Below are 16,709 nucleotides of genomic sequence, written 5' to 3' on the forward strand. Positions count from 1 at the left end.
AGTCGCGCACGGGCGCGGCGGCGAGGCTCTGGTCGGCAGCGGGCGCCGGCATCATCTGCGGCGCCGGCCCCAGCCGGGGCGGCAGTGCGCAGGCCGAGAGCGCCAGCGCAGTAAGGAGCAGGAAAGACTTGCGGACCACAGGAGACTCGCGCGATACTGGTCGGTACGGGAGGGTCTTTGAGCGGTGCTCAGCAACACGTCAAGTGAAATGATACCGGCCAGTACAGAACAGGATGCCGCAGGCGCCGCCGCCAGCGACGGCCGGCGCCAGGCCTATGTCGAGGCGGCGCAGCGCCTGTTCTTCCAGCATGGCTATGGCGCCACCTCGATGAACGCCGTTGCCGCGGCGGTGGGCGGCAGCAAGACCACGTTGTGGAACCTGTTCCCCTCCAAGTTGGCGCTGTTCGAGGCGGTGGTGGAAGCGGTGGTGGCCGTTTATGGCACCGCCCTCACCGTTGATCTCGACAGCGCGCCCGATGTCGAATCCGGGCTGCTGCGGATGGGCGATTCCCTGATGGAAACCATCATGTCGGAACCGATCACCGAGCTGCATCGGCTGGTGATGGGCGAGGCCGCGCGCGTGCCCGAACTGGCCCGGGCCATGTTCGAACGCGGCCCCGGCCCTGGCATGGCGCGCTTTGCCCAGTGGCTGCAGCAGCAGATGGCGGCTGGCCGACTGAAGGCGGGCAACCCGGCGCTGGCCGCCCAGCAGTTCAGTGGTCTGTGCCGGGCCGGGGTGGTGGACCGGCACCTGTTCGGCCTGGCCGAACCCGATGCCGCTGCCCTCGCCGCCACCGAAGTGCGCGCCGCCGTGGCCACTTTCATGGCCGCCTGGGGCGCAGAAAGGGCTTAAAGGAAGCCGCGCAGTTCGGCCATGAAGCGGTCGAACTGGTCGTGGTGCAGCCAGTGGCCGGCATTCTCGAACGTCACCACGCGGGCGTCCCTGAAGTGCGCAATGCGGCCATCGTCGACCGGGTTGGAGGCCCAGCTCTTCGCGCCATACATCAGCAGCGTCGGGCAGGTGATGCGCTGCCACAGCTCGGCCACCTGTTCCGGCGGCAGGTCGTGCGCCCAGGGCAGGTGCAGATAATTGTCGAACTTCCAGCTGTAGCTGCCGTCCTCGTTGCGATGGGTGCCGTGGATGGTGAGGTGGCGGGCCTGCTCTTCCGACAGGAAGCTGTTTTCCTGGTGCATGCGGGCGAAGGCATCTTCCAGCGTGGCATAGCGTTTCGGCTGGCGGGCGGCAGCGGCGCGCTTGGCCTCGATCCATTCGCGTTCGCGGGTGGCAAAGTCGGTCTTCCGGCGCTCGGCCAGCATCTTCGGGCTGGGGCCGAGGCCTTCGATGGCGACCAGCTTGCGCACCAGTTCCGGATAGAGTCCGGCATAGCGCAGGGCGATGTTGCCGCCCATCGAATGGGCGACGATCGTCACCGGCGCCAGCTTCAACTGGTGGACCAGCTGGGCCAGGTCATAGACATGGGCGTGGGTGTTGTAGTCGCCATCGGGTGACCAGGCGCTGTCGCCATGGCCGCGCCAGTCGGGCGCGATGATGTGCCAATCGTCCTTCAGCTCGCGTGCCACCCAGTCCCAGCTGCGCGCATGGTCGCGTCCGCCGTGCAGCAGCAGCAGCGGCGGCGCCGTCGGGTTGCCCCAGTCGCAATAATGCAGCCGCAGCCGCTGCGAGATGAAGCTGTGCGAAGTGGGGCCGGCAAAAAAACCTGCGTCAGTCATCCCGCCGGGGTGCCGCAGCCGCGGCTGCACGTCAATCGCCTGCCGTCTTTGGCGTCGGCAGCGCGGCCCATTCCCGCCGTTTTGCAGCTGCCACGCCAATTATCGGACAATGGTCGCCGTTCGCCGGGATACGGACTCGAACACGTTGCGCCGGTTGCACGTCGATGCAATCCTTCTGCCGTGTGTCGTCCAGGGGAGACGGGTAATGGGCTGGATCGTTGCTCTCTTTGTTGGCGGCTTCGCCGGCTTTCTCGCCAGTCGGCTGATGAACCGAGATGCCAGCATGGGCATCTTCATGAACATCGTGGTGGGCTGTGTGGGATCGGTGATCGGCAATGCCATCCTGAACCAGGTCGGCATTGCCGGTTCGGTGCAACGGTTCTCGATCAGCGGGCTGATCGTCGCCTTTGCCGGCGCCAGTGTTCTGCTGGCCATTGTCAACGTCGTGCAGCGAGGCCGGCTGCGCTGAGGCGGCAAAACCAGTCGGTATTTGGGGAGGAGTGAATGATGACGTCGAAGTTGGTTCGTTTTGCGCTTTCGGTGGCTGTGGTGGCCGGCGCCCAGGCCCTTGCTGTTTCCAGTGCGTCGGCAGCGGTGCCGGTGTTTGCCGCCACCTGCCCCGGCAATGTGAAGGTGGATGCCGATCGCCGTGGCACGGTGCGCGTGAACGGGCGAGTGGCGCAGGTGCGGCAGATGAACCCGCAATATGCCGAAGCCCGTCTGGGCCGCGTGATGTACAGCATCAGCGGCGGGCCGGGATCGGTCAGCGTGTCCTACACCGGGCCAGGCCGGGCCAATGGCATGTGCCGGGTTACCGCGCAGGCCGCGCCGACACCGTCGCGCCCCACGGCCGCCATGCCGTCGCCAGACGCGCAGGCCTGCCTGCGGGCCGTCACCCAACAGACCAACAACCCGGACGTGGTGTTGCTGAGCGAGGAGTTCAGCCAGGCCGCAACCCTGGTGATGGTGGGCGTCGGCCCGGGCAAGGCGCCGTGGAAGTGCCTCGCCTCGCGCGGTCGGGTCAGCGAAGTGATGTCGCTGCGCAATTGACCGGCGGTGGGGCAGCGCTGCGGCGCTGCCCCCGCGCCAAGGCCGCGATCAACGGTCGTTGGCGGCAGGCTGCGTTGACATCCCCCCCTTATTGGCAGTCGGCTGCCGGCTTTGCGGCCGCGATGCGGGCCTGTATCAGTGGGTCCGCAACCGGGGAGGAGCCTTCACATGTCGCTGCCAGCCGATCGCACGCCGGTGATCATCGGGGTGGGCGAGGTGCTCGACCGGCCGGCCGACCCGGCCGCCGCGCTGGAGCCGCTGGCGCTGATGGAAGCGGCGGTGCGCGCCGCCGATGCCGATGCCGGCGGCGGTTTCCTTGCCCGCATCGACAGCCTTGATGTCATCAACCTCGTGTCGTGGCGCTATGACCGGGTGGCCAAGCGCCTGGCCGAACGGCTGGGCATCGTGCCGCCACGCGCCGTCTATGCCATCGTTGGCGGTGAGACGCCGACGACCAAGATCCACGAAGCAGCGCTGCGCATCATGAACGGCGAGAGCCTGGTCGCAGTGGTGACCGGCGGCGAGGCCCAGAATGCGGTCGCCAAGGCGAAGGCCGCCGGCATCAGCCTGCCGTGGACGCCGCCCGCGAAAGAACCGGAAAATCCGATCATCCCGTCCGACCATGTCACCGAACTGGGGATGAAGCACGGCATCTTCCAGCCGATCCACATCTATCCCCTCTACGAGAATGCGACCGTGGCGGCCTGGGGGCTGACCCCGGCTGCAGCGCTGGCCGAAAGCGGCGCCGCCTATGAACGCATCAGCCAGGCCGCTGCCGCCAACCCGTTCGCCTGGGGCCGAAAGGCCTTCACGGCGGGCGAGATCACCACGGTGTCGGACGACAACCGCATGATCTGCTGGCCCTATACCAAGCGCATGGTGGCCAACAACAATGTCAACGCAGCCGCCGCCGTATTGATGACGACGCTGGCCGAAGCCCGCGCCGCCGGCGTCCCCGAAGAGCGCATCATCCATGTCCATGGCGGCGCCAGCGCGGGCGAGCACATGGATTATTTGAAGCGCGATCAATATGTGCACAGCTGCGCGCAGGACGCCGTCCTCGGCCAGGCCATGCGCATCGCCCCGAACGGCTTTGACCGCATCGAGCTCTATTCCTGCTTCCCCACCGTGCCCAAGATGGCGCGGCGCACGCTGGGGCTGGGGCCGGACGTGGCATTGTCGGTGATGGGCGGGCTGTCCTTCGCCGGTGCTGGGCTCAATTGCTACATGCTGCATAGCGCCTGCGCGATGGTGCGCAGCTTGCGCGACCGGCCGGCCGACCAGGCGCTGCTCTATGGCCAGGGCGGCTATGTCACCAAGCACCATGCGCTGGTGATCGGCAATCGCCCGGCCGAGCCGGCCTGGCTGCTGCTGAACCGCGACGTGCAGGATGCGGCCGAGGACGCGCGTGCCGACGTGCCGCGGTACGATGGCAGCCATGCCGGCCCGGCGGTGGTGGAAACGTTCAGCATCGTCTTCGGTCGCGAGGGCCAGCCCAGCCACGGCAGCGTGATCGGCCGCACGCCCGATGGCACCCGCGTGTTCGGCAAGCTCGACATGGCTGACCGCGACGCGCTGGCCACCTTCCTCAGCCTCGAGGCCAGCCCGATCGGCCTGCCGGGCCGCGTCGACGTGGGCGAGGATGGCCTGCAGCGCTGGCAGCTGCGCTGATCCGTGCACTGCTGGCACTCGCAGCAATCGGCTGCTGACAAATTGTCGTTATATTTCCGTCATTTACCCCGTTGACGGCGGGCAGATGCCGGGAAATCATGCACCTGTTAACTGTGGAGGACGCATGACCGATCTGGAACGGCAACTGAAGGGCTACAGCCTCGCCACCGTGGACATCCACTATTGGCGGCCCGATCACCCCAGCCTGCTCCAGCAGTTCAGCTGGCAACTCTATGATCTCGCGCCGGCCTATCCGGAACTGAAGCGCTTTCTCGATCATTGGCGCCGCGAGATCGAGGCCACCATCCATTCGATCCGGGTCGCCCACCGCGACATGATCGGCCCGCGCGAATGGCGCTCGGTCGAGGAGGTGCTCAGGCTGCACTAAGCGCATCAAGCGCGTGATAGAGCAGCACGCCGGCGCACACCGCCACGTTCAGGCTGTCGGCGGTGCCCAGCATCGGCAACTTCACCAGCGCATCGCATTGCGCCGCATAGGCGTCCGGCAGGCCGGACTGTTCGTTGCCCATGAACAGGAAGCAGGGCGCGGCATAGCGATGGGCGCGATAATCGACTGACGCCTCGCCCAGCGCCGCGCCGACCAACTGGCCCTCCCCGGCCCGCAGCCACTGGAAGAATTCCGCCCCTGTCGCCCGCCCCACCTGGCGGCTGAACAGCGCGCCCATCGAGGCCCGCACCGCTTCGACGCTGAACGGATCGCACGACTGGTCAAGCAGGATCACCCCGCCGGCGCCGGTGGCATCGCAGGTGCGGAGCATGGTGCCGAAATTGCCCGGGTCCTTCAGATTTTCCGCCACCAGCCACAGCGGCGCCGTGCTGCGGTCGATCCGGGCCAGCGACGTGTCGGGGATGGGATAGGCGGCCGCGACGCCGGCCGCATTGTCCTTCCCCGTCAGCCGCTGCATCAGATCGGGCGTGGTGCGCAGACACGTGCCACGTGCCTGTGCGGTGGCAGCAATCAGCGCTTCTGTAAGCGGGTGACGTTCGGCCTCGGCGGTGAACACCAGCGTAGCCGGCACATGGCCGGCGGCCAGCGCCTCGGTGCAGACACGCAGGCCTTCGGCAAGGAACTGCCCGGCGGCGCGCCGGCCCTTCTTGTCGGCCAGGCTCTTCAGGCTCTTGAGCACCGGGTTGGCCGGTGACGTGACATCAGTGATGCGCGGCTGCATGGCGCTGCCCTGTATCAGAGCGCCCAATCACAAGGCGACAATATTGTAATTGTGCCAGAGGAAGATGGAGAGCGCGCCCCGGTGCGGGCGCATCGGCTCGGCCAGTGCGCGGGCGCGCTTCTCGCTTGGCCGCGCGTCCTCTCCCAGCAGGCGCCCCAGTTGCACCTGCAGCGCCAGGTCGCCGGCCGGGAACACGTCCGGCCGCCCTTCCGCAAACAGCAGGTAGATCTCGGCGGACCAGCGCCCGATGCCGCGAATGGAGGACAGGAGGGCAATGGCCTCCTCGTCGTCCGCCGGCAGCGCGGCGAAGTCCACCTGGCCGGAGGCCGCCGCTTCGGCCAGCGCGTGCACATAGCTGGCCTTCTGCCCCGACAGGCCGGCGCCGCGCAGCGTCTCGAACGGGGTCGCGGCTACCCGCGCCAGGTCGTTCATGTCGCCGCCGCAGGCCGCCTCCAGCCGCGCCCAGATGCTGGCCGCCGCCTTGGTGCTGACCTGCTGGGCGACGATGGCGCGCATCATGGTGCTGCAGCCGCGCGGTCGCAGCCGGGGTTCGGGATAGCCGGTGGCGGCCAGCGCCTGGGCCACGGGCGGATGTTCCTGCGCCAGCGCATCGAGACAGGATTTCAGCTGATCGGCAGAGAGGCCCATGGGCCAGAGCCTAGCCGGCTCGCGCCGTGCTGGCCAGCGGCGCAGATGATGATGTCCGATGGCCGCGATTTGGCCTTTTCGGGCCGAACCGCTATTGTGCGGGGCGATGTTCGATACCCACCTGCGCACCGGCTTCTTCCACGACAAGAACCGCGCCTTCTGGATCCTGCAGGGCGGTGGCTGGTTCGCCTATCTGATGCTTCGCGCGCTGTCGGGGCTGGCCAATTCGATGGGGCTGGCCTTCGTGCTGCCGGCGGTGATCGTCACGGCCACCGGCTTTTCGATCACGCTGCTGCTGGCCGCCGCCTATCGCCGGCTGATCACCATGAAGCCGATCTGGACCTGGACGCTGACCGCCCTGCTGCTGGCCGGCGCTTCGGCGCTGTTCTCGGTTCTGGAGGTGTGGGCGCACGCCACTTTCTATGAACCGGGCTGGCAGCCGCGCGGCATTGAGTTCCTGGGGGCCATCCTGCTCGATTTTGCCGTGCTCGGCGCCTGGACCGGGCTCTATTTCGGCATCAACTATTATCTGCTGCTCGCCGAACAGTCGGAACGGATGCTCAACATGGCAGCGCAGGCCAACAGCGCCCAGCTCGCCATGCTGCGCTATCAGCTCAATCCGCACTTCCTATTCAACACGCTCAACTCCATCTCCACGCTCGTGCTGCTGAAACAGACGGCGCGGGCCAACGCCATGCTGTCGCGCCTCGCCAGCTTCCTGCGCTACAGCCTGGTGGGCGAGCGCGAGGGGCTGGCCACGGTGGCGCAGGAGGCCGAAGCGCTGAAGCTCTATCTCGATATCGAGCGCACCCGCTTCGAGAGCCGGCTGCGCACCCGCTTCGACATCGCGCCCGACGTGATGGAGGCGCGCCTGCCCTCGCTGCTGCTGCAGCCGATCATCGAGAATTCAATCAAATATGCCGTGACGCCTTCCGAAGACGGCGCCGACATCTTGGTGGACGCGCGCCGCATGGGGGACCGGCTGGTGATCACCATTGCCGATACCGGCCCGGGCCTGGGCGCGGTGCCGCCCGAGGCCGGGGGCACAGGCGTCGGGCTGGCCAACATCCGCGAGCGGCTGGTGCAGAGCTATGGCGCCGACCATCGCTTTGAGCTGGCCGACAATGATCCGCACGGCCTGATCATCCTCATCGATGTGCCTTTCCAGACCGACAATCCGGCACCGATTGTCGCAACCCCGGTTGCAGCGCCGGTGCTGGCGCCCCAAGTGTAAACAATGGCAATCCGCACCATCCTTGTTGACGACGAACCTCTGGCCATCCAGGGCCTCGAACTCCGGCTGCAGCCGTTCGACGATATCGAGATCGTGGAACGCTGCGCCAACGGCCGTGAAGCCATCCGCGCCATCCGCACCTTGAAGCCCGACCTGGTGTTCCTCGACATCCAGATGCCGGGCTTTGACGGTTTCTCGGTCGTCTCCGGCCTGTCGGACATCGATCCGCCGCTGTTCGTGTTCGTCACCGCCTTCACCCAGCATGCGCTGAAGGCCTTTGATGCGCAGGCGGTAGACTATCTCTTGAAGCCGGTGGAGGAAGACCGGCTGGCCGCCACCATCGAGCGGGTGCGCCAGCGCCTGGCCGAAAAGCAGGGCGCGCAAGGCGCCGAACGGCTGAAGGAGATCCTGTCGGAAGTGGCGCCCGAGGCGCTGCCGCAGGACCTGGGCGAGGCACCGCAATCCAGCCGCTTCGAGCGTATCCTCAACATCAAGGATCGCGGCCAGATCTTCCGGGTCGAGGTGGCCGATATCGAGCGGATCGATGCCGCGGGCGATTACATGTGCATCTACACCGCCGATCAGACGCTGGTGCTGCGCGAGACGATGAAGGACCTGGAAAAGCGGCTGGACCCCAAGAAGTTCCAGCGCATCCATCGCTCCACCATCGTCAATCTCGACAATATCCGCAGCGTCAAGCCGCACACCAACGGCGAGTGCTTCCTGGTGCTGGGCAGCGGCACGCAGGTGAAGGTGTCGCGCTCCTATCGCGACGTGGTGGCCCGCTTCCTCTAGAAACCCTGGCGGCCCAGCCAGTCCGTCACGATGCCGGCCGCGCGCTTGAGATGGTCGGGCTGGAAGGCGTAATAATGGGTGGCGCCATGCACCAGTTGCAGCTCGCGCGACGGCGCATTGACGACGCAATCAAACAGGCGCTGCGTGTGGCTGGGCGTGCAGGCATCGTCCGCCGTGTTGCCCACCACCAGCACCGGCACGCGGATGCGGTGCCCGACCTTCAGCGAACAGGCGTGGCTATCGAGGCTCCACTGCGACAGCCATGACCGGAGCGTGGTGAAGCGGCCCAGCCCGCCCGGCGAATCGTTGATGAGTCTGGGATCGCCCAGATAGCAGCGGCCGGGCTGGCGGTCGTTCGCGTCCACCGCCGGATCGAGCCAGCAGGGGGCCGCCATGGTGCCGTGGACAATGAAGGCGCGCTCGGCGTGCGGCCCTTCGCTGGCCTTCAGTTCGGCCAGCGTGTCCTTCGCCCAGGCGGTGATGCGGTTCGATCGCGCCGCCTGCCGGGCGGCATATTCGGCGAGGAAATCGGCTGCGTAGGGCGGCTGCGGACAGGCGGGATCGTAGAGATTCCATTGCGGATCACGCACCGGTCCCGCTTCGCTCGTCACCGAGGCATCGAGCCATTCGGTGAGCGTCTGGGAGCGGGACACATGCGCGGCGAGCAGCATGATGCCATCGACCGGCGGCAGCTTTGCTTCGGCCATCGGGAAGGGCTCGCCGGCCGGCGTGTGCGTGACCTGCGGATCGGCGGCTTCGGCCTGGTAGAAGAGCGCCAGGCTCCCCCCGCCCGACCAGCCGGCCAGCACCACCTTGGCATAGCCCAGCACCTCGCGCGCATGCGCCACCCAGCGGCCGAGATCGACCGCCACCTTCTCCATGATCAGCGCCGAATCATTGTTGGGATAGCGCGAGACGGCGGTGAGCACGTGGCAGCCGGCCTCGGCCAGCGCGCCCGGCAGCGGCAGATAATGCATAATCCCCATCGGGTGCATGAAGATGACGATGGTATCCGATGGCGTGTCGGGCTTCAGATGGTGCGCCTGCAGCGCCACCACGCCATCGATGCCGCCATAGGTGTCGCGCAGGCCGACGGCTTCGCGAAAGGCAATCAGCAGGGGGATGCGGGCAAAGCTCAAGCGGCCTGTTCCTTTGCCGCCTTGCGTGCGGTCCATGCCTTGATGACGGCGTGGGCGGTTCGGGCGTCTTCGGCGAGGATGGCATCATGCGCCGGCACCCGTGCCGTGATCTCCAGCGGCAGGCCGTTGGGATCGGCGAAATAGACCGACTTCACGAAGCCATGGTCGATCGGCCCGAAGCAGGGCACGCCGGCGGCGTTCAGCTGGTCGCGCCAGGCCAGCAGTTTTTCCTCGTTGTCGGCCTCGAAGGCGACATGCCGGTCAAAGCCGTGGACGAGGTTGAAATCCCCGTCCTTGGCGCTGCCCGGCGCATCGAAGAAGGCGATGAAATTGCCGTCGGGCATTCGGAAGAACAGGTGCACGAACGGATTGGGCCGGCCCGAACCCGGCTCGTTCTCCTCCTGCACCACGGCGGCCAGCGGCAGGCCCAGCACATCCTCGTAAAAGGCGCGCGTTTCCTCGGCATCGCGGCAGCGGTAGGCACTATGATGGATGCCCTTCAGCGGTGTCGTCATGGCGTCAGCCCTCCCGACTGCAAGGCTGGCACAAGGCGCGCACGGCGCCAAGCCCGCGCAAATGGCGGGCCGGCGCTGACCGGAAAATGTCCCTTGCGCCGCGCCGGCAAGGCGGCAGAACTGGCGGGGAAAGGAACGCTTGATGATGAACCGGCGCCATGCCCTGAAAGCCACTGCCGGCGGCGCGCTCTGGCTGGCCGGCCCCGGGCGGGCGCAGTCATTGTTCGCCCCCGCCCCGGCGCTGGCACCGATCAACGCCCGCGCCGATCGGCTGATGCGCATCACCGTGTGCCTGCGCCCGTTTCGCGCCGCCGGCCCGCGCATCGCCGTGGAGCGCATCGCCGGCAAGCAGGTGATCCACCATTATGGCCACGGCGGCAGCGGCTGGTCGCTGGGCTGGGGCTCGGCCATGGAGGCGGTGCCGTTGGCGTTGCAGGCCGGTGCGCGCGAGGTGGCGGTGGTCGGTGCCGGCGCCATCGGGTTGACGACGGCGCTCACCGCCCAGCGCCTCGGCCTCAAGGTGGTGATCTATGCGCAGGAACGTTTCCCCGATGTGCGCTCGGCGCGCGCCACCGGCACCTGGACCCCGCATAGCCGCATCGCCATGGCGGGCGCCGTCGATCCCGGCTTTGCCGCGCGCTGGGAACGCATGGCCCGTCGCAGCCATGCCATCTACCAGTCGTTCCTCGGCCGGGCCGGCAACCCGGTGGAGTTCTACGACCGCTACACGCTGTTCGACGCCCCGCCGGGGCCGCGCGGCGAGGATATGGTGCCGCTGCCCGGTGGCGGCAGCGACCATTTCGTCAACTACGAAGACCAGGTGCGCGATCTGTCGCCCGGGCAGGACACGATCGCCGCCGGCCAGCATCCGTTCGCGGTGCCGGTGGTGCGCCGCACCACCAGCATGCTGTTCAACATCGCCGATCTCGCGCACCAGCTGGAGGCCGATTTCCTGATGGCCGGCGGCCGCTTCGTGCCGATGACGCTGGCCAGCCCGGCCGATTTCGGGCGCATTCGGGAGAAGGTGATCTTCAACTGCACCGGTTATGGGGCCCGTACCCTGATGCGCGACGAGAGCATCATTCCGGTGCGCGGCCAGATCGCCTGGCTGCTGCCGCAGCCCGAAGTCCGCTATGGCGTCTATTACAACAATATCTCGATGCTGCCGCGCCGCGATGGGATGGTGGTGCAGGATCTTGGGGCCACCGAGGCCTTTGGCTTCAACGATGCCAACGAGGCGCCCGACCCGGCAGCGGCCCGCGCCTCGCTGGCGGTGATCGCCGGCCTGTTCCAGCCGCGAACGGCCTAGGCCCTGGTGGCGCTCAGGAAATAATTCACGGACACATCTCCGCCGATGAAGAAGCCGCGGCCTGGCCGCCACGACAGGCCGGCCGGTTCCGTGGGGTTCAGGCCGGCGTTGCGCAGGGCTTCGGCCAGTTCGGCGGGCGTGAAGAAGCGGTTCCAGTCATGCGCGCCCTTGGGGATGGAGCGGGTGACATGCTCGGCCCCGGCGATGACCACGGCCCAGCTCGCCGGCGTGCGGTTCGGCGTCGAGAAGACAGCGAGGCCGCCCGGCTTCAGGAGGCGGGCGATGGCGGCGAAGAAGGCATCCCGCCCGGCGACATGCTCGACCACTTCGAGACAGGTGATGAGATCGAATTGCGCCCCGGTGGCGGCCAGGTCCTCCACCGCGATACAGCGATAATCGATGCCAAGGCCCTGCCCTTCGGCGTGCGACCGGGCTGCCTCGATATTCTCCGGCGCGGCGTCGATGGCGGTGGTCGCGGAACCCATGCGGGCCAGCGGCTCGGCCATCAGGCCGGCGCCGCAGCCGACGTCGAGCGCCGACAGCCCGGACAGCGGCCGCCGGCTCTTCGCGTCCAGCCCGAAATGCGCCAGCGCCTCGGCCCGGATATGGGCGACGCGCACCGGCGTGATGCGATGCAGCATCGCCGATGTGCCTTTCGGGTTCCACCAGTCGGCAGCGAGGCGGCCGAAGAAGGCGGCTTCGTCCGGATTGATGCTGTCGGCGGTGGACATGATGGCGGCCTTGGTGGACAGGGTTGCGAGTATGCGGCTTGCTTGCCAATGAACCCGGCCATTCCTATCAGGCAAGGCGAATATTGGCGCACGGAAGGACAAGGCCACCCATGGCCCGGATCGTGATGAAGTTCGGCGGCACCTCGATGGCGGGGACGGAGCGGATCAGGAATGTGGCCGCCCGGGTGAAGCGCGCGGTCGACGCTGGTGACGAGGTGGCGGTGGTGGTCTCGGCAATGGCCGGGGAGACGGACCGGCTGGTCGGCTATTGCCGCGAAGCCTCGCCGCTGGCCGATCCGGCCGAATATGACGTGGTGGTGGCCGCCGGCGAACAGATCACCTCGGGCCTGCTGGCCATCACCCTGCAATCCATGGGGGTGAAGGCGCGCAGCTGGCTGGGCTGGCAATTGCCGATCCGCACCAGCCCGGCCCATTCGGTGGCGCGCATCGAGGATATCGACACGGCGGCGATCATCGCCAGCATGGAAGCGGGCGCGGTGGCGGTGGTGCCGGGGTTCCAGGGCCTCACCATGGACGGCCGGGTGACGACGCTGGGGCGCGGTGGTTCCGACACGTCGGCGGTGGCGCTCGCGGCGGCGCTGAAGGCGGATCGCTGCGACATCTACACTGATGTCGACGGCGTCTACACCACCGACCCGCGCATCGTGCCGCGCGCCCGGAAGCTGATGAAGATCACCTATGAGGAAATGCTGGAACTGGCCAGCGTGGGTGCCAAGGTGCTGCAGACCCGGTCGGTGGAACTGGCCATGAAGGAAAAGGTGGTGGTGCAGGTGCTGTCGAGCTTCTCCGACGCGCCCGGCACGCTGGTGGTGGACGAGGATGACGACATGGAACGTGAACTGATCGCCGGCGTGGTGGCCGACAGGGGCGAGGCCAAGGTGACGCTGGTCGGCGTGCCCGACAAGCCGGGCGTGGTGGCCGGCATCTTCGGGCCGCTGGCCGATGCCAACATCAACGTCGACATGATTGTGCAGAACATCGCCAAGGATGAAGGCAAGACCGACGTCACCTTCACCGTGCCGCGCGCCCAGCTGCCGGCCAGCACCGACGTGCTGGAAAAGGCACGCGGCGCCATCGGCTTTTCGGCGCTGCTCGCCGATGACGAGGTGGCCAAGATCTCGGTGGTGGGCGTCGGCATGAAGAGCCATGCCGGCGTGGCGGCCACCATGTTCCGCGCGCTGGCCAGCCGCGGCATCAATATCCAGGCCATCACCACTTCGGAGATCAAGGTCTCGGTGCTGATCCCGCAGGATTATGTGGAACTGGCGGTGCGCGTGCTGCACACCGCCTATGGCCTCGACGGCCCGGCCCCTGCGGACTCCGCCAGCGAGGCAGACGCCTGATGCACACCCCTCACCTCGACGCCGCCTCGGCGCGCGGCCGCGCGTTCCTGGGCACCCGCCACGCCATCATGGCCGGCGCCATGACCTGGGTGAGCGAGCGGCACCTGGTATCGGCCATTTCCAACGCCGGCGGCTTTGGCGTGATCGCCTGCGGATCGATGCCGCCGGCGCTGCTGGAGGCCGAGATCGCCGCCACCCGGGCACTCACCGACAAGCCGTTCGGGGTGAACCTGATCACCCTGCACCCGCAGCTGGACGAGCTGATCGAGGTCTGCGCCCGCCAACAGGTGAGCCATGTCGTGCTGGCCGGTGGCCTGCCGCCCGGCCCGGCGATTGCCGCGATCAAGGCCTTTGGCGCGAAATTGATGTGCTTTGCGCCCACGGCGGCGCTGGCGAAGAAGCTGGTGCGATCGGGGGTCGATGCCATCATCATCGAAGGTTCGGAAGCCGGCGGCCATATCGGCCCGGTGAGCCTGACCGTGCTGGCACAGGAGATCCTGCCGGCCATCACCGAGGTGCCGGTGTTCGTGGCCGGCGGCATTGGGCGCGGCAACGCCATCGCTGCCTTCCTGGAGATGGGCGCGTCCGGCGTGCAGCTTGGCACGCGCTTTGCCGCGGCAGCCGAGAGCGTTGCGCACGAGAAGTTCAAGGCCGCCTTCGTGCGCGCCAGTGCCCGCGACGCGCTGGCCAGCGTGCAGGTCGATCCGCGCCTGCCAGTGATCCCGGTGCGCGCCCTCAAGAACGCCGGCAGCGAGGCCTTCAATGCCCGCCAGCGCGAAGTGGCCGCCGCGGTGGACCGCGGCGAGATGGACCTCGCCGCCGGCCAGCTTGCCATCGAGCATTACTGGGCCGGCGCCCTGCGCCGTGCCGTGGTGGAAGGCGATGTGGAAACTGGCAGCCTGATGGCCGGCCAGTCGGTGGGCATGGTGACGAAGGTCCAGCCGGTGGCCGACATCATTGCCGAACTGGTGGCCGAGGCCGAAGCCGCGCTTGCCCGCGCCGGCCCTCTGGCACGGGAAGCAGCTGCCTGATGCCCCCCGCCAGCGCCGCCCGCATCATCCTGCGCCGCCTGCACGACGTGATGGCTGCGCGCACCGGCGCCCAGGCCAAGCTGAACCAGGTGGTGCGGATCGTGGCGGCCGAGCTGAACAGCGAGGTCGCCTCCATCTATCTGCTGCGCGACGGTCTGCTGGAACTGTATGCCACCTTCGGGCTGGCGCAGACGGCGGTGCATGTCACCAAGCTGTCCATGGGCCAGGGCCTGGTGGGCACCATCGCCGCCACGCGCGAGCCGCTGGCGCTGGCCGAGGCGCGCGCCCACCCCGATTTCGCCTATCGCCCGGAAACCGGCGAGGAGGCCTTCCACAGCTTCTGCGGCGTGCCCATCGTGCGGCGCGAGGCGGCCATTGGTGTGCTGGCCGTGCAGCATCGCGATCCGCGCGCCTATGACGAGGTGGAGATCGAGGCGCTGCAGACGGTGGCCATGGTGCTGTCCGAACTCATCCACGGCGCCGCGCTGGTCGATGATGCCCAGGCCGCCCGGCTGCGCGCTGCTAACAGCGGCGCCATCCGCTTGAATGGCCTGAAGCTGGTCGATGGTCTCGCCCGCGGCACCGCCGTGTTCCACCAGCCGCGCGTGGTGGTCGAGCACACGGTGGCCGACGATGTCGACGCCGAACGCGTGCGGCTGGTCGATGCCTTCCGGCGCATGCGCGACCAGATCGATTCGATGATGGGCCAGGCCGATTTCGTCGCCGGCACCGATCATCACGAGATCCTCGAGACCTACAAGATGTTCGCCTATGATGAAGGCTGGGCGCGGCGCATCAACGAGGCGATCGAGACCGGGCTCACCGCGGAGGCCGCGGTGGAGCGCGTGCAGTCGCGCAACCGGCTGCGCCTCAGGTCCATCGACGATCCCTATCTGAAGGAACGTCTGTCGGACCTTGATGACCTGTCGAACCGGCTGCTGCGCATCCTGTCGGGCCAGCTTGGCACGGCCGCCCAGATGGGGCTGAAGGCCGATGCCATCCTGATCGCCCGCAACCTCGGGCCGGCCGAACTGCTGGAATATGACAAGCGCTTCCTGAAGGCTGTGGTGCTGGAGGAAGGCAGCCTGACCGCGCATGTCATCATCGTGGCGCGCGCCATGGGGGTGCCGGTGCTGGGCCGGGTGGACCAGCTGTTCGGCCAGGTGAACGATGGCGACGAGCTGATCGTCGATGCCGGCAACGGCGCGCTGCTGGTGCGGCCGACGGCGGCGACCATCAAGTCCTACCAGGCGATGCGGGCGCTGAAGGTGCGGCAGGCCGAGGAATGGGCCAAGGTGCGCGACCTGCCCGCCATCTCGAAGGACGGTCGCCACATCAGCCTGTTCATGAACGCCGGTCTGGTGGACGATGCCGCCACCATGGCGCTGGCCGGCGCCGACGGCATCGGCCTGTTCCGCACCGAGTTCCAGTTCCTCGTTTCAGCGACGCTGCCGCGCCGCGAGCGCCAGCAGGCGCTCTACAAGGCCGTGCTCGATGCCGCCGGGGACAAGCCGGTGGTGTTCCGCACCGTCGACATCGGCGGCGACAAGGCGGTGCCCTATCTGTCGGCCGAAGGCGAGGAGGACGAGAACCCGGCGATGGGCTGGCGCGCGCTCAGGCTGGCCCTGGGCCGCTCCGGGCTCATGAAAGTGCAGGCCCGCGCCCTGCTCGAAGCCGCCGCCGGCCGCACCCTGTCGGTGATGTTCCCGATGATCTCCGAGCCCTGGGAGTTTGCCGAGGCGCGCAGCCTGGTCGAAGCCCAGAAGGAGCGGCTGCTGGCCACCGGCCGGCCGGTGCCGACCGAGATCCTCTATGGCGCGATGATCGAGGTGCCGGCGCTGATCGAGCAGCTCGACCTGCTGCTCCCGATGACCGACTTCGTCTCCGTGGGCACCAACGACCTCACCCAGTTCCTGTTCGCCGCCGACCGCGCCAATCCGCGCCTCGCTGATCGCTATGACTGGCTGTCGCCGGCCATCCTCAGGGTGATGCGCCGCATCGTCTGTGCCGCGGCCGGCCATGATGTGCCCGTCACCGTCTGCGGCGAGATGGGCGGACGGCCGCTGGAGGCCCTCGCCCTTATTGCGCTGGGGGTCGAGCGGCTGTCCATCACCCCGGCCGGGATCGGGCCGATCAAGGCGATGATTCGCTCTGCCACGCTGGAACCGCTGGGCGAGGCACTGCTGGGCTGGCTGGCCGAGCCGGGGGCGAATATCCGGGCGGAGCTGTCGAGCGCGGCGAAGCGGCAGGGGCTCGTGCTGTAGCGCGGCCAGCGCGCGGGCCGCGCGCGGTCTCGCGCAA

At 68.0% G+C, this 16,709-nt stretch carries 17 protein-coding genes; 11 read left to right on the forward strand and 6 right to left on the reverse strand.

What is annotated here, in order from left to right; genetic code table 11:
* Positions 1 to 208: 208 nt before the first annotated feature.
* The gene (locus GJV64_RS03290; RefSeq protein WP_164155856.1) at positions 209 to 853 is read left to right on the forward strand and encodes a TetR/AcrR family transcriptional regulator; all 645 of its coding nucleotides are present in this window, start codon (positions 209 to 211) and stop codon (positions 851 to 853) included.
* Here the strand turns inward: GJV64_RS03290 and GJV64_RS03295 are convergent.
* Positions 850 to 1,731 carry an alpha/beta fold hydrolase gene (locus GJV64_RS03295; RefSeq protein WP_164155857.1) on the reverse strand — a complete coding sequence of 294 codons (882 nt, stop codon included), beginning with the start codon at positions 1,729 to 1,731 and terminating at the stop codon, positions 850 to 852. The two genes, GJV64_RS03290 and GJV64_RS03295, sit on opposite strands and share 4 nt — an antisense overlap.
* Positions 1,732 to 1,936: 205 nt before the next feature.
* Between GJV64_RS03295 and GJV64_RS03300 the strand changes: the two genes are divergently transcribed.
* From GJV64_RS03300 to GJV64_RS03315, 4 genes are all read left to right on the forward strand, one after another.
* Entirely contained in the window at positions 1,937 to 2,200 is a 264-nt protein-coding gene (locus GJV64_RS03300) for a GlsB/YeaQ/YmgE family stress response membrane protein (protein ID WP_164155858.1), read from the forward strand.
* Between the two features lie 38 nt (positions 2,201 to 2,238).
* Complete coding sequence (locus GJV64_RS03305) at positions 2,239 to 2,781, forward strand: hypothetical protein (RefSeq protein ID WP_164155859.1); 543 nt, start codon at positions 2,239 to 2,241, stop codon at positions 2,779 to 2,781.
* Between the two features lie 168 nt (positions 2,782 to 2,949).
* Complete coding sequence (locus GJV64_RS03310; RefSeq protein ID WP_164155860.1) at positions 2,950 to 4,452, forward strand: acetyl-CoA acetyltransferase; 1,503 nt, start codon at positions 2,950 to 2,952, stop codon at positions 4,450 to 4,452.
* A gap of 124 nt (positions 4,453 to 4,576) precedes the next feature.
* On the forward strand, positions 4,577 to 4,840 hold the full coding sequence (locus GJV64_RS03315; RefSeq protein ID WP_164155861.1) for an usg protein: 264 nt from the start codon (positions 4,577 to 4,579) through the stop codon (positions 4,838 to 4,840).
* On the opposite strand, the gene GJV64_RS03320 is transcribed toward GJV64_RS03315, so the two are convergent.
* On the reverse strand, positions 4,827 to 5,642 hold the full coding sequence (locus GJV64_RS03320) for a TrmH family RNA methyltransferase (protein WP_164155862.1): 816 nt from the start codon (positions 5,640 to 5,642) through the stop codon (positions 4,827 to 4,829). The two genes, GJV64_RS03315 and GJV64_RS03320, sit on opposite strands and share 14 nt — an antisense overlap.
* 27 nt (positions 5,643 to 5,669) lie before the next feature.
* Positions 5,670 to 6,290, reverse strand: a complete 621-nt coding sequence (locus tag GJV64_RS03325; RefSeq protein WP_164155863.1) for a DNA-3-methyladenine glycosylase family protein — start codon at positions 6,288 to 6,290, stop codon at positions 5,670 to 5,672.
* Between the two features lie 106 nt (positions 6,291 to 6,396).
* On the opposite strand from GJV64_RS03325, the gene GJV64_RS03330 reads away from it, so the two are divergent.
* Both GJV64_RS03330 and GJV64_RS03335 read left to right on the forward strand, forming a co-directional pair.
* A complete protein-coding gene (locus tag GJV64_RS03330; protein WP_164155864.1) occupies positions 6,397 to 7,524 on the forward strand; it encodes a sensor histidine kinase in 1,128 nt (375 codons plus the stop codon).
* A 3-nt stretch (positions 7,525 to 7,527) separates the two neighbouring features.
* On the forward strand, positions 7,528 to 8,319 hold the full coding sequence (locus GJV64_RS03335) for a LytR/AlgR family response regulator transcription factor (protein ID WP_164155865.1): 792 nt from the start codon (positions 7,528 to 7,530) through the stop codon (positions 8,317 to 8,319).
* On the opposite strand, the gene GJV64_RS03340 is transcribed toward GJV64_RS03335, so the two are convergent.
* Both GJV64_RS03340 and GJV64_RS03345 read right to left on the reverse strand, forming a co-directional pair.
* Entirely contained in the window at positions 8,316 to 9,458 is a 1,143-nt protein-coding gene (locus GJV64_RS03340) for an alpha/beta hydrolase (protein ID WP_205599513.1), read from the reverse strand. The two genes, GJV64_RS03335 and GJV64_RS03340, sit on opposite strands and share 4 nt — an antisense overlap.
* Complete coding sequence (locus tag GJV64_RS03345) at positions 9,455 to 9,973, reverse strand: VOC family protein (RefSeq protein ID WP_164155867.1); 519 nt, start codon at positions 9,971 to 9,973, stop codon at positions 9,455 to 9,457. Before GJV64_RS03345 ends, GJV64_RS03340 begins: the two co-directional genes overlap by 4 nt.
* A 142-nt stretch (positions 9,974 to 10,115) precedes the next feature.
* Between GJV64_RS03345 and GJV64_RS03350 the strand changes: the two genes are divergently transcribed.
* Positions 10,116 to 11,282: an FAD-dependent oxidoreductase gene (locus GJV64_RS03350; protein WP_164155868.1), complete on the forward strand. Its 1,167-nt coding sequence runs from the start codon at positions 10,116 to 10,118 to the stop codon at positions 11,280 to 11,282.
* On the opposite strand, the gene ubiG is transcribed toward GJV64_RS03350, so the two are convergent.
* A complete protein-coding gene (gene ubiG, locus GJV64_RS03355; protein WP_164155869.1) occupies positions 11,279 to 12,013 on the reverse strand; it encodes a bifunctional 2-polyprenyl-6-hydroxyphenol methylase/3-demethylubiquinol 3-O-methyltransferase UbiG in 735 nt (244 codons plus the stop codon). The two genes, GJV64_RS03350 and ubiG, sit on opposite strands and share 4 nt — an antisense overlap.
* A 110-nt stretch (positions 12,014 to 12,123) precedes the next feature.
* Between ubiG and GJV64_RS03360 the strand changes: the two genes are divergently transcribed.
* The 3 genes from GJV64_RS03360 to ptsP are packed head-to-tail and all read left to right on the forward strand — an operon-like array spanning position 12,124 to position 16,672.
* A complete protein-coding gene (locus GJV64_RS03360; protein WP_164155870.1) occupies positions 12,124 to 13,377 on the forward strand; it encodes an aspartate kinase in 1,254 nt (417 codons plus the stop codon).
* Entirely contained in the window at positions 13,377 to 14,408 is a 1,032-nt protein-coding gene (locus GJV64_RS03365) for an NAD(P)H-dependent flavin oxidoreductase (protein WP_164155871.1), read from the forward strand. The genes GJV64_RS03360 and GJV64_RS03365 overlap by 1 nt, the downstream gene beginning before the upstream one ends.
* Positions 14,408 to 16,672: a phosphoenolpyruvate--protein phosphotransferase gene (gene ptsP, locus GJV64_RS03370; RefSeq protein WP_164155872.1), complete on the forward strand. Its 2,265-nt coding sequence runs from the start codon at positions 14,408 to 14,410 to the stop codon at positions 16,670 to 16,672. Before GJV64_RS03365 ends, ptsP begins: the two co-directional genes overlap by 1 nt.
* Positions 16,673 to 16,709 lie beyond the last annotated feature (37 nt).

It is taken from the genome of Sandarakinorhabdus rubra (assembly GCF_010994245.1).
Lineage (GTDB): Bacteria > Pseudomonadota > Alphaproteobacteria > Sphingomonadales > Sphingomonadaceae > Sandarakinorhabdus > Sandarakinorhabdus rubra.

Coding starts and splice junctions, on each gene's coding strand:
- GJV64_RS03320 (WP_164155862.1), bottom strand. CDS start 5,642: ATGCAGCCGCGCATCACTGATGTCACGTCACCGGCCAACCCGGTGCTC.
- GJV64_RS03360 (WP_164155870.1), top strand. CDS start 12,124: ATGGCCCGGATCGTGATGAAGTTCGGCGGCACCTCGATGGCGGGGACG.
- GJV64_RS03345 (WP_164155867.1), bottom strand. CDS start 9,973: ATGACGACACCGCTGAAGGGCATCCATCATAGTGCCTACCGCTGCCGC.
- GJV64_RS03305 (WP_164155859.1), top strand. CDS start 2,239: ATGACGTCGAAGTTGGTTCGTTTTGCGCTTTCGGTGGCTGTGGTGGCC.
- GJV64_RS03300 (WP_164155858.1), top strand. CDS start 1,937: ATGGGCTGGATCGTTGCTCTCTTTGTTGGCGGCTTCGCCGGCTTTCTC.
- ptsP (WP_164155872.1), top strand. CDS start 14,408: ATGCCCCCCGCCAGCGCCGCCCGCATCATCCTGCGCCGCCTGCACGAC.
- GJV64_RS03365 (WP_164155871.1), top strand. CDS start 13,377: ATGCACACCCCTCACCTCGACGCCGCCTCGGCGCGCGGCCGCGCGTTC.
- GJV64_RS03350 (WP_164155868.1), top strand. CDS start 10,116: ATGATGAACCGGCGCCATGCCCTGAAAGCCACTGCCGGCGGCGCGCTC.
- GJV64_RS03325 (WP_164155863.1), bottom strand. CDS start 6,290: ATGGGCCTCTCTGCCGATCAGCTGAAATCCTGTCTCGATGCGCTGGCG.
- ubiG (WP_164155869.1), bottom strand. CDS start 12,013: ATGTCCACCGCCGACAGCATCAATCCGGACGAAGCCGCCTTCTTCGGC.
- GJV64_RS03295 (WP_164155857.1), bottom strand. CDS start 1,731: ATGACTGACGCAGGTTTTTTTGCCGGCCCCACTTCGCACAGCTTCATC.
- GJV64_RS03330 (WP_164155864.1), top strand. CDS start 6,397: ATGTTCGATACCCACCTGCGCACCGGCTTCTTCCACGACAAGAACCGC.
- GJV64_RS03310 (WP_164155860.1), top strand. CDS start 2,950: ATGTCGCTGCCAGCCGATCGCACGCCGGTGATCATCGGGGTGGGCGAG.
- GJV64_RS03290 (WP_164155856.1), top strand. CDS start 209: ATGATACCGGCCAGTACAGAACAGGATGCCGCAGGCGCCGCCGCCAGC.
- GJV64_RS03335 (WP_164155865.1), top strand. CDS start 7,528: ATGGCAATCCGCACCATCCTTGTTGACGACGAACCTCTGGCCATCCAG.
- GJV64_RS03315 (WP_164155861.1), top strand. CDS start 4,577: ATGACCGATCTGGAACGGCAACTGAAGGGCTACAGCCTCGCCACCGTG.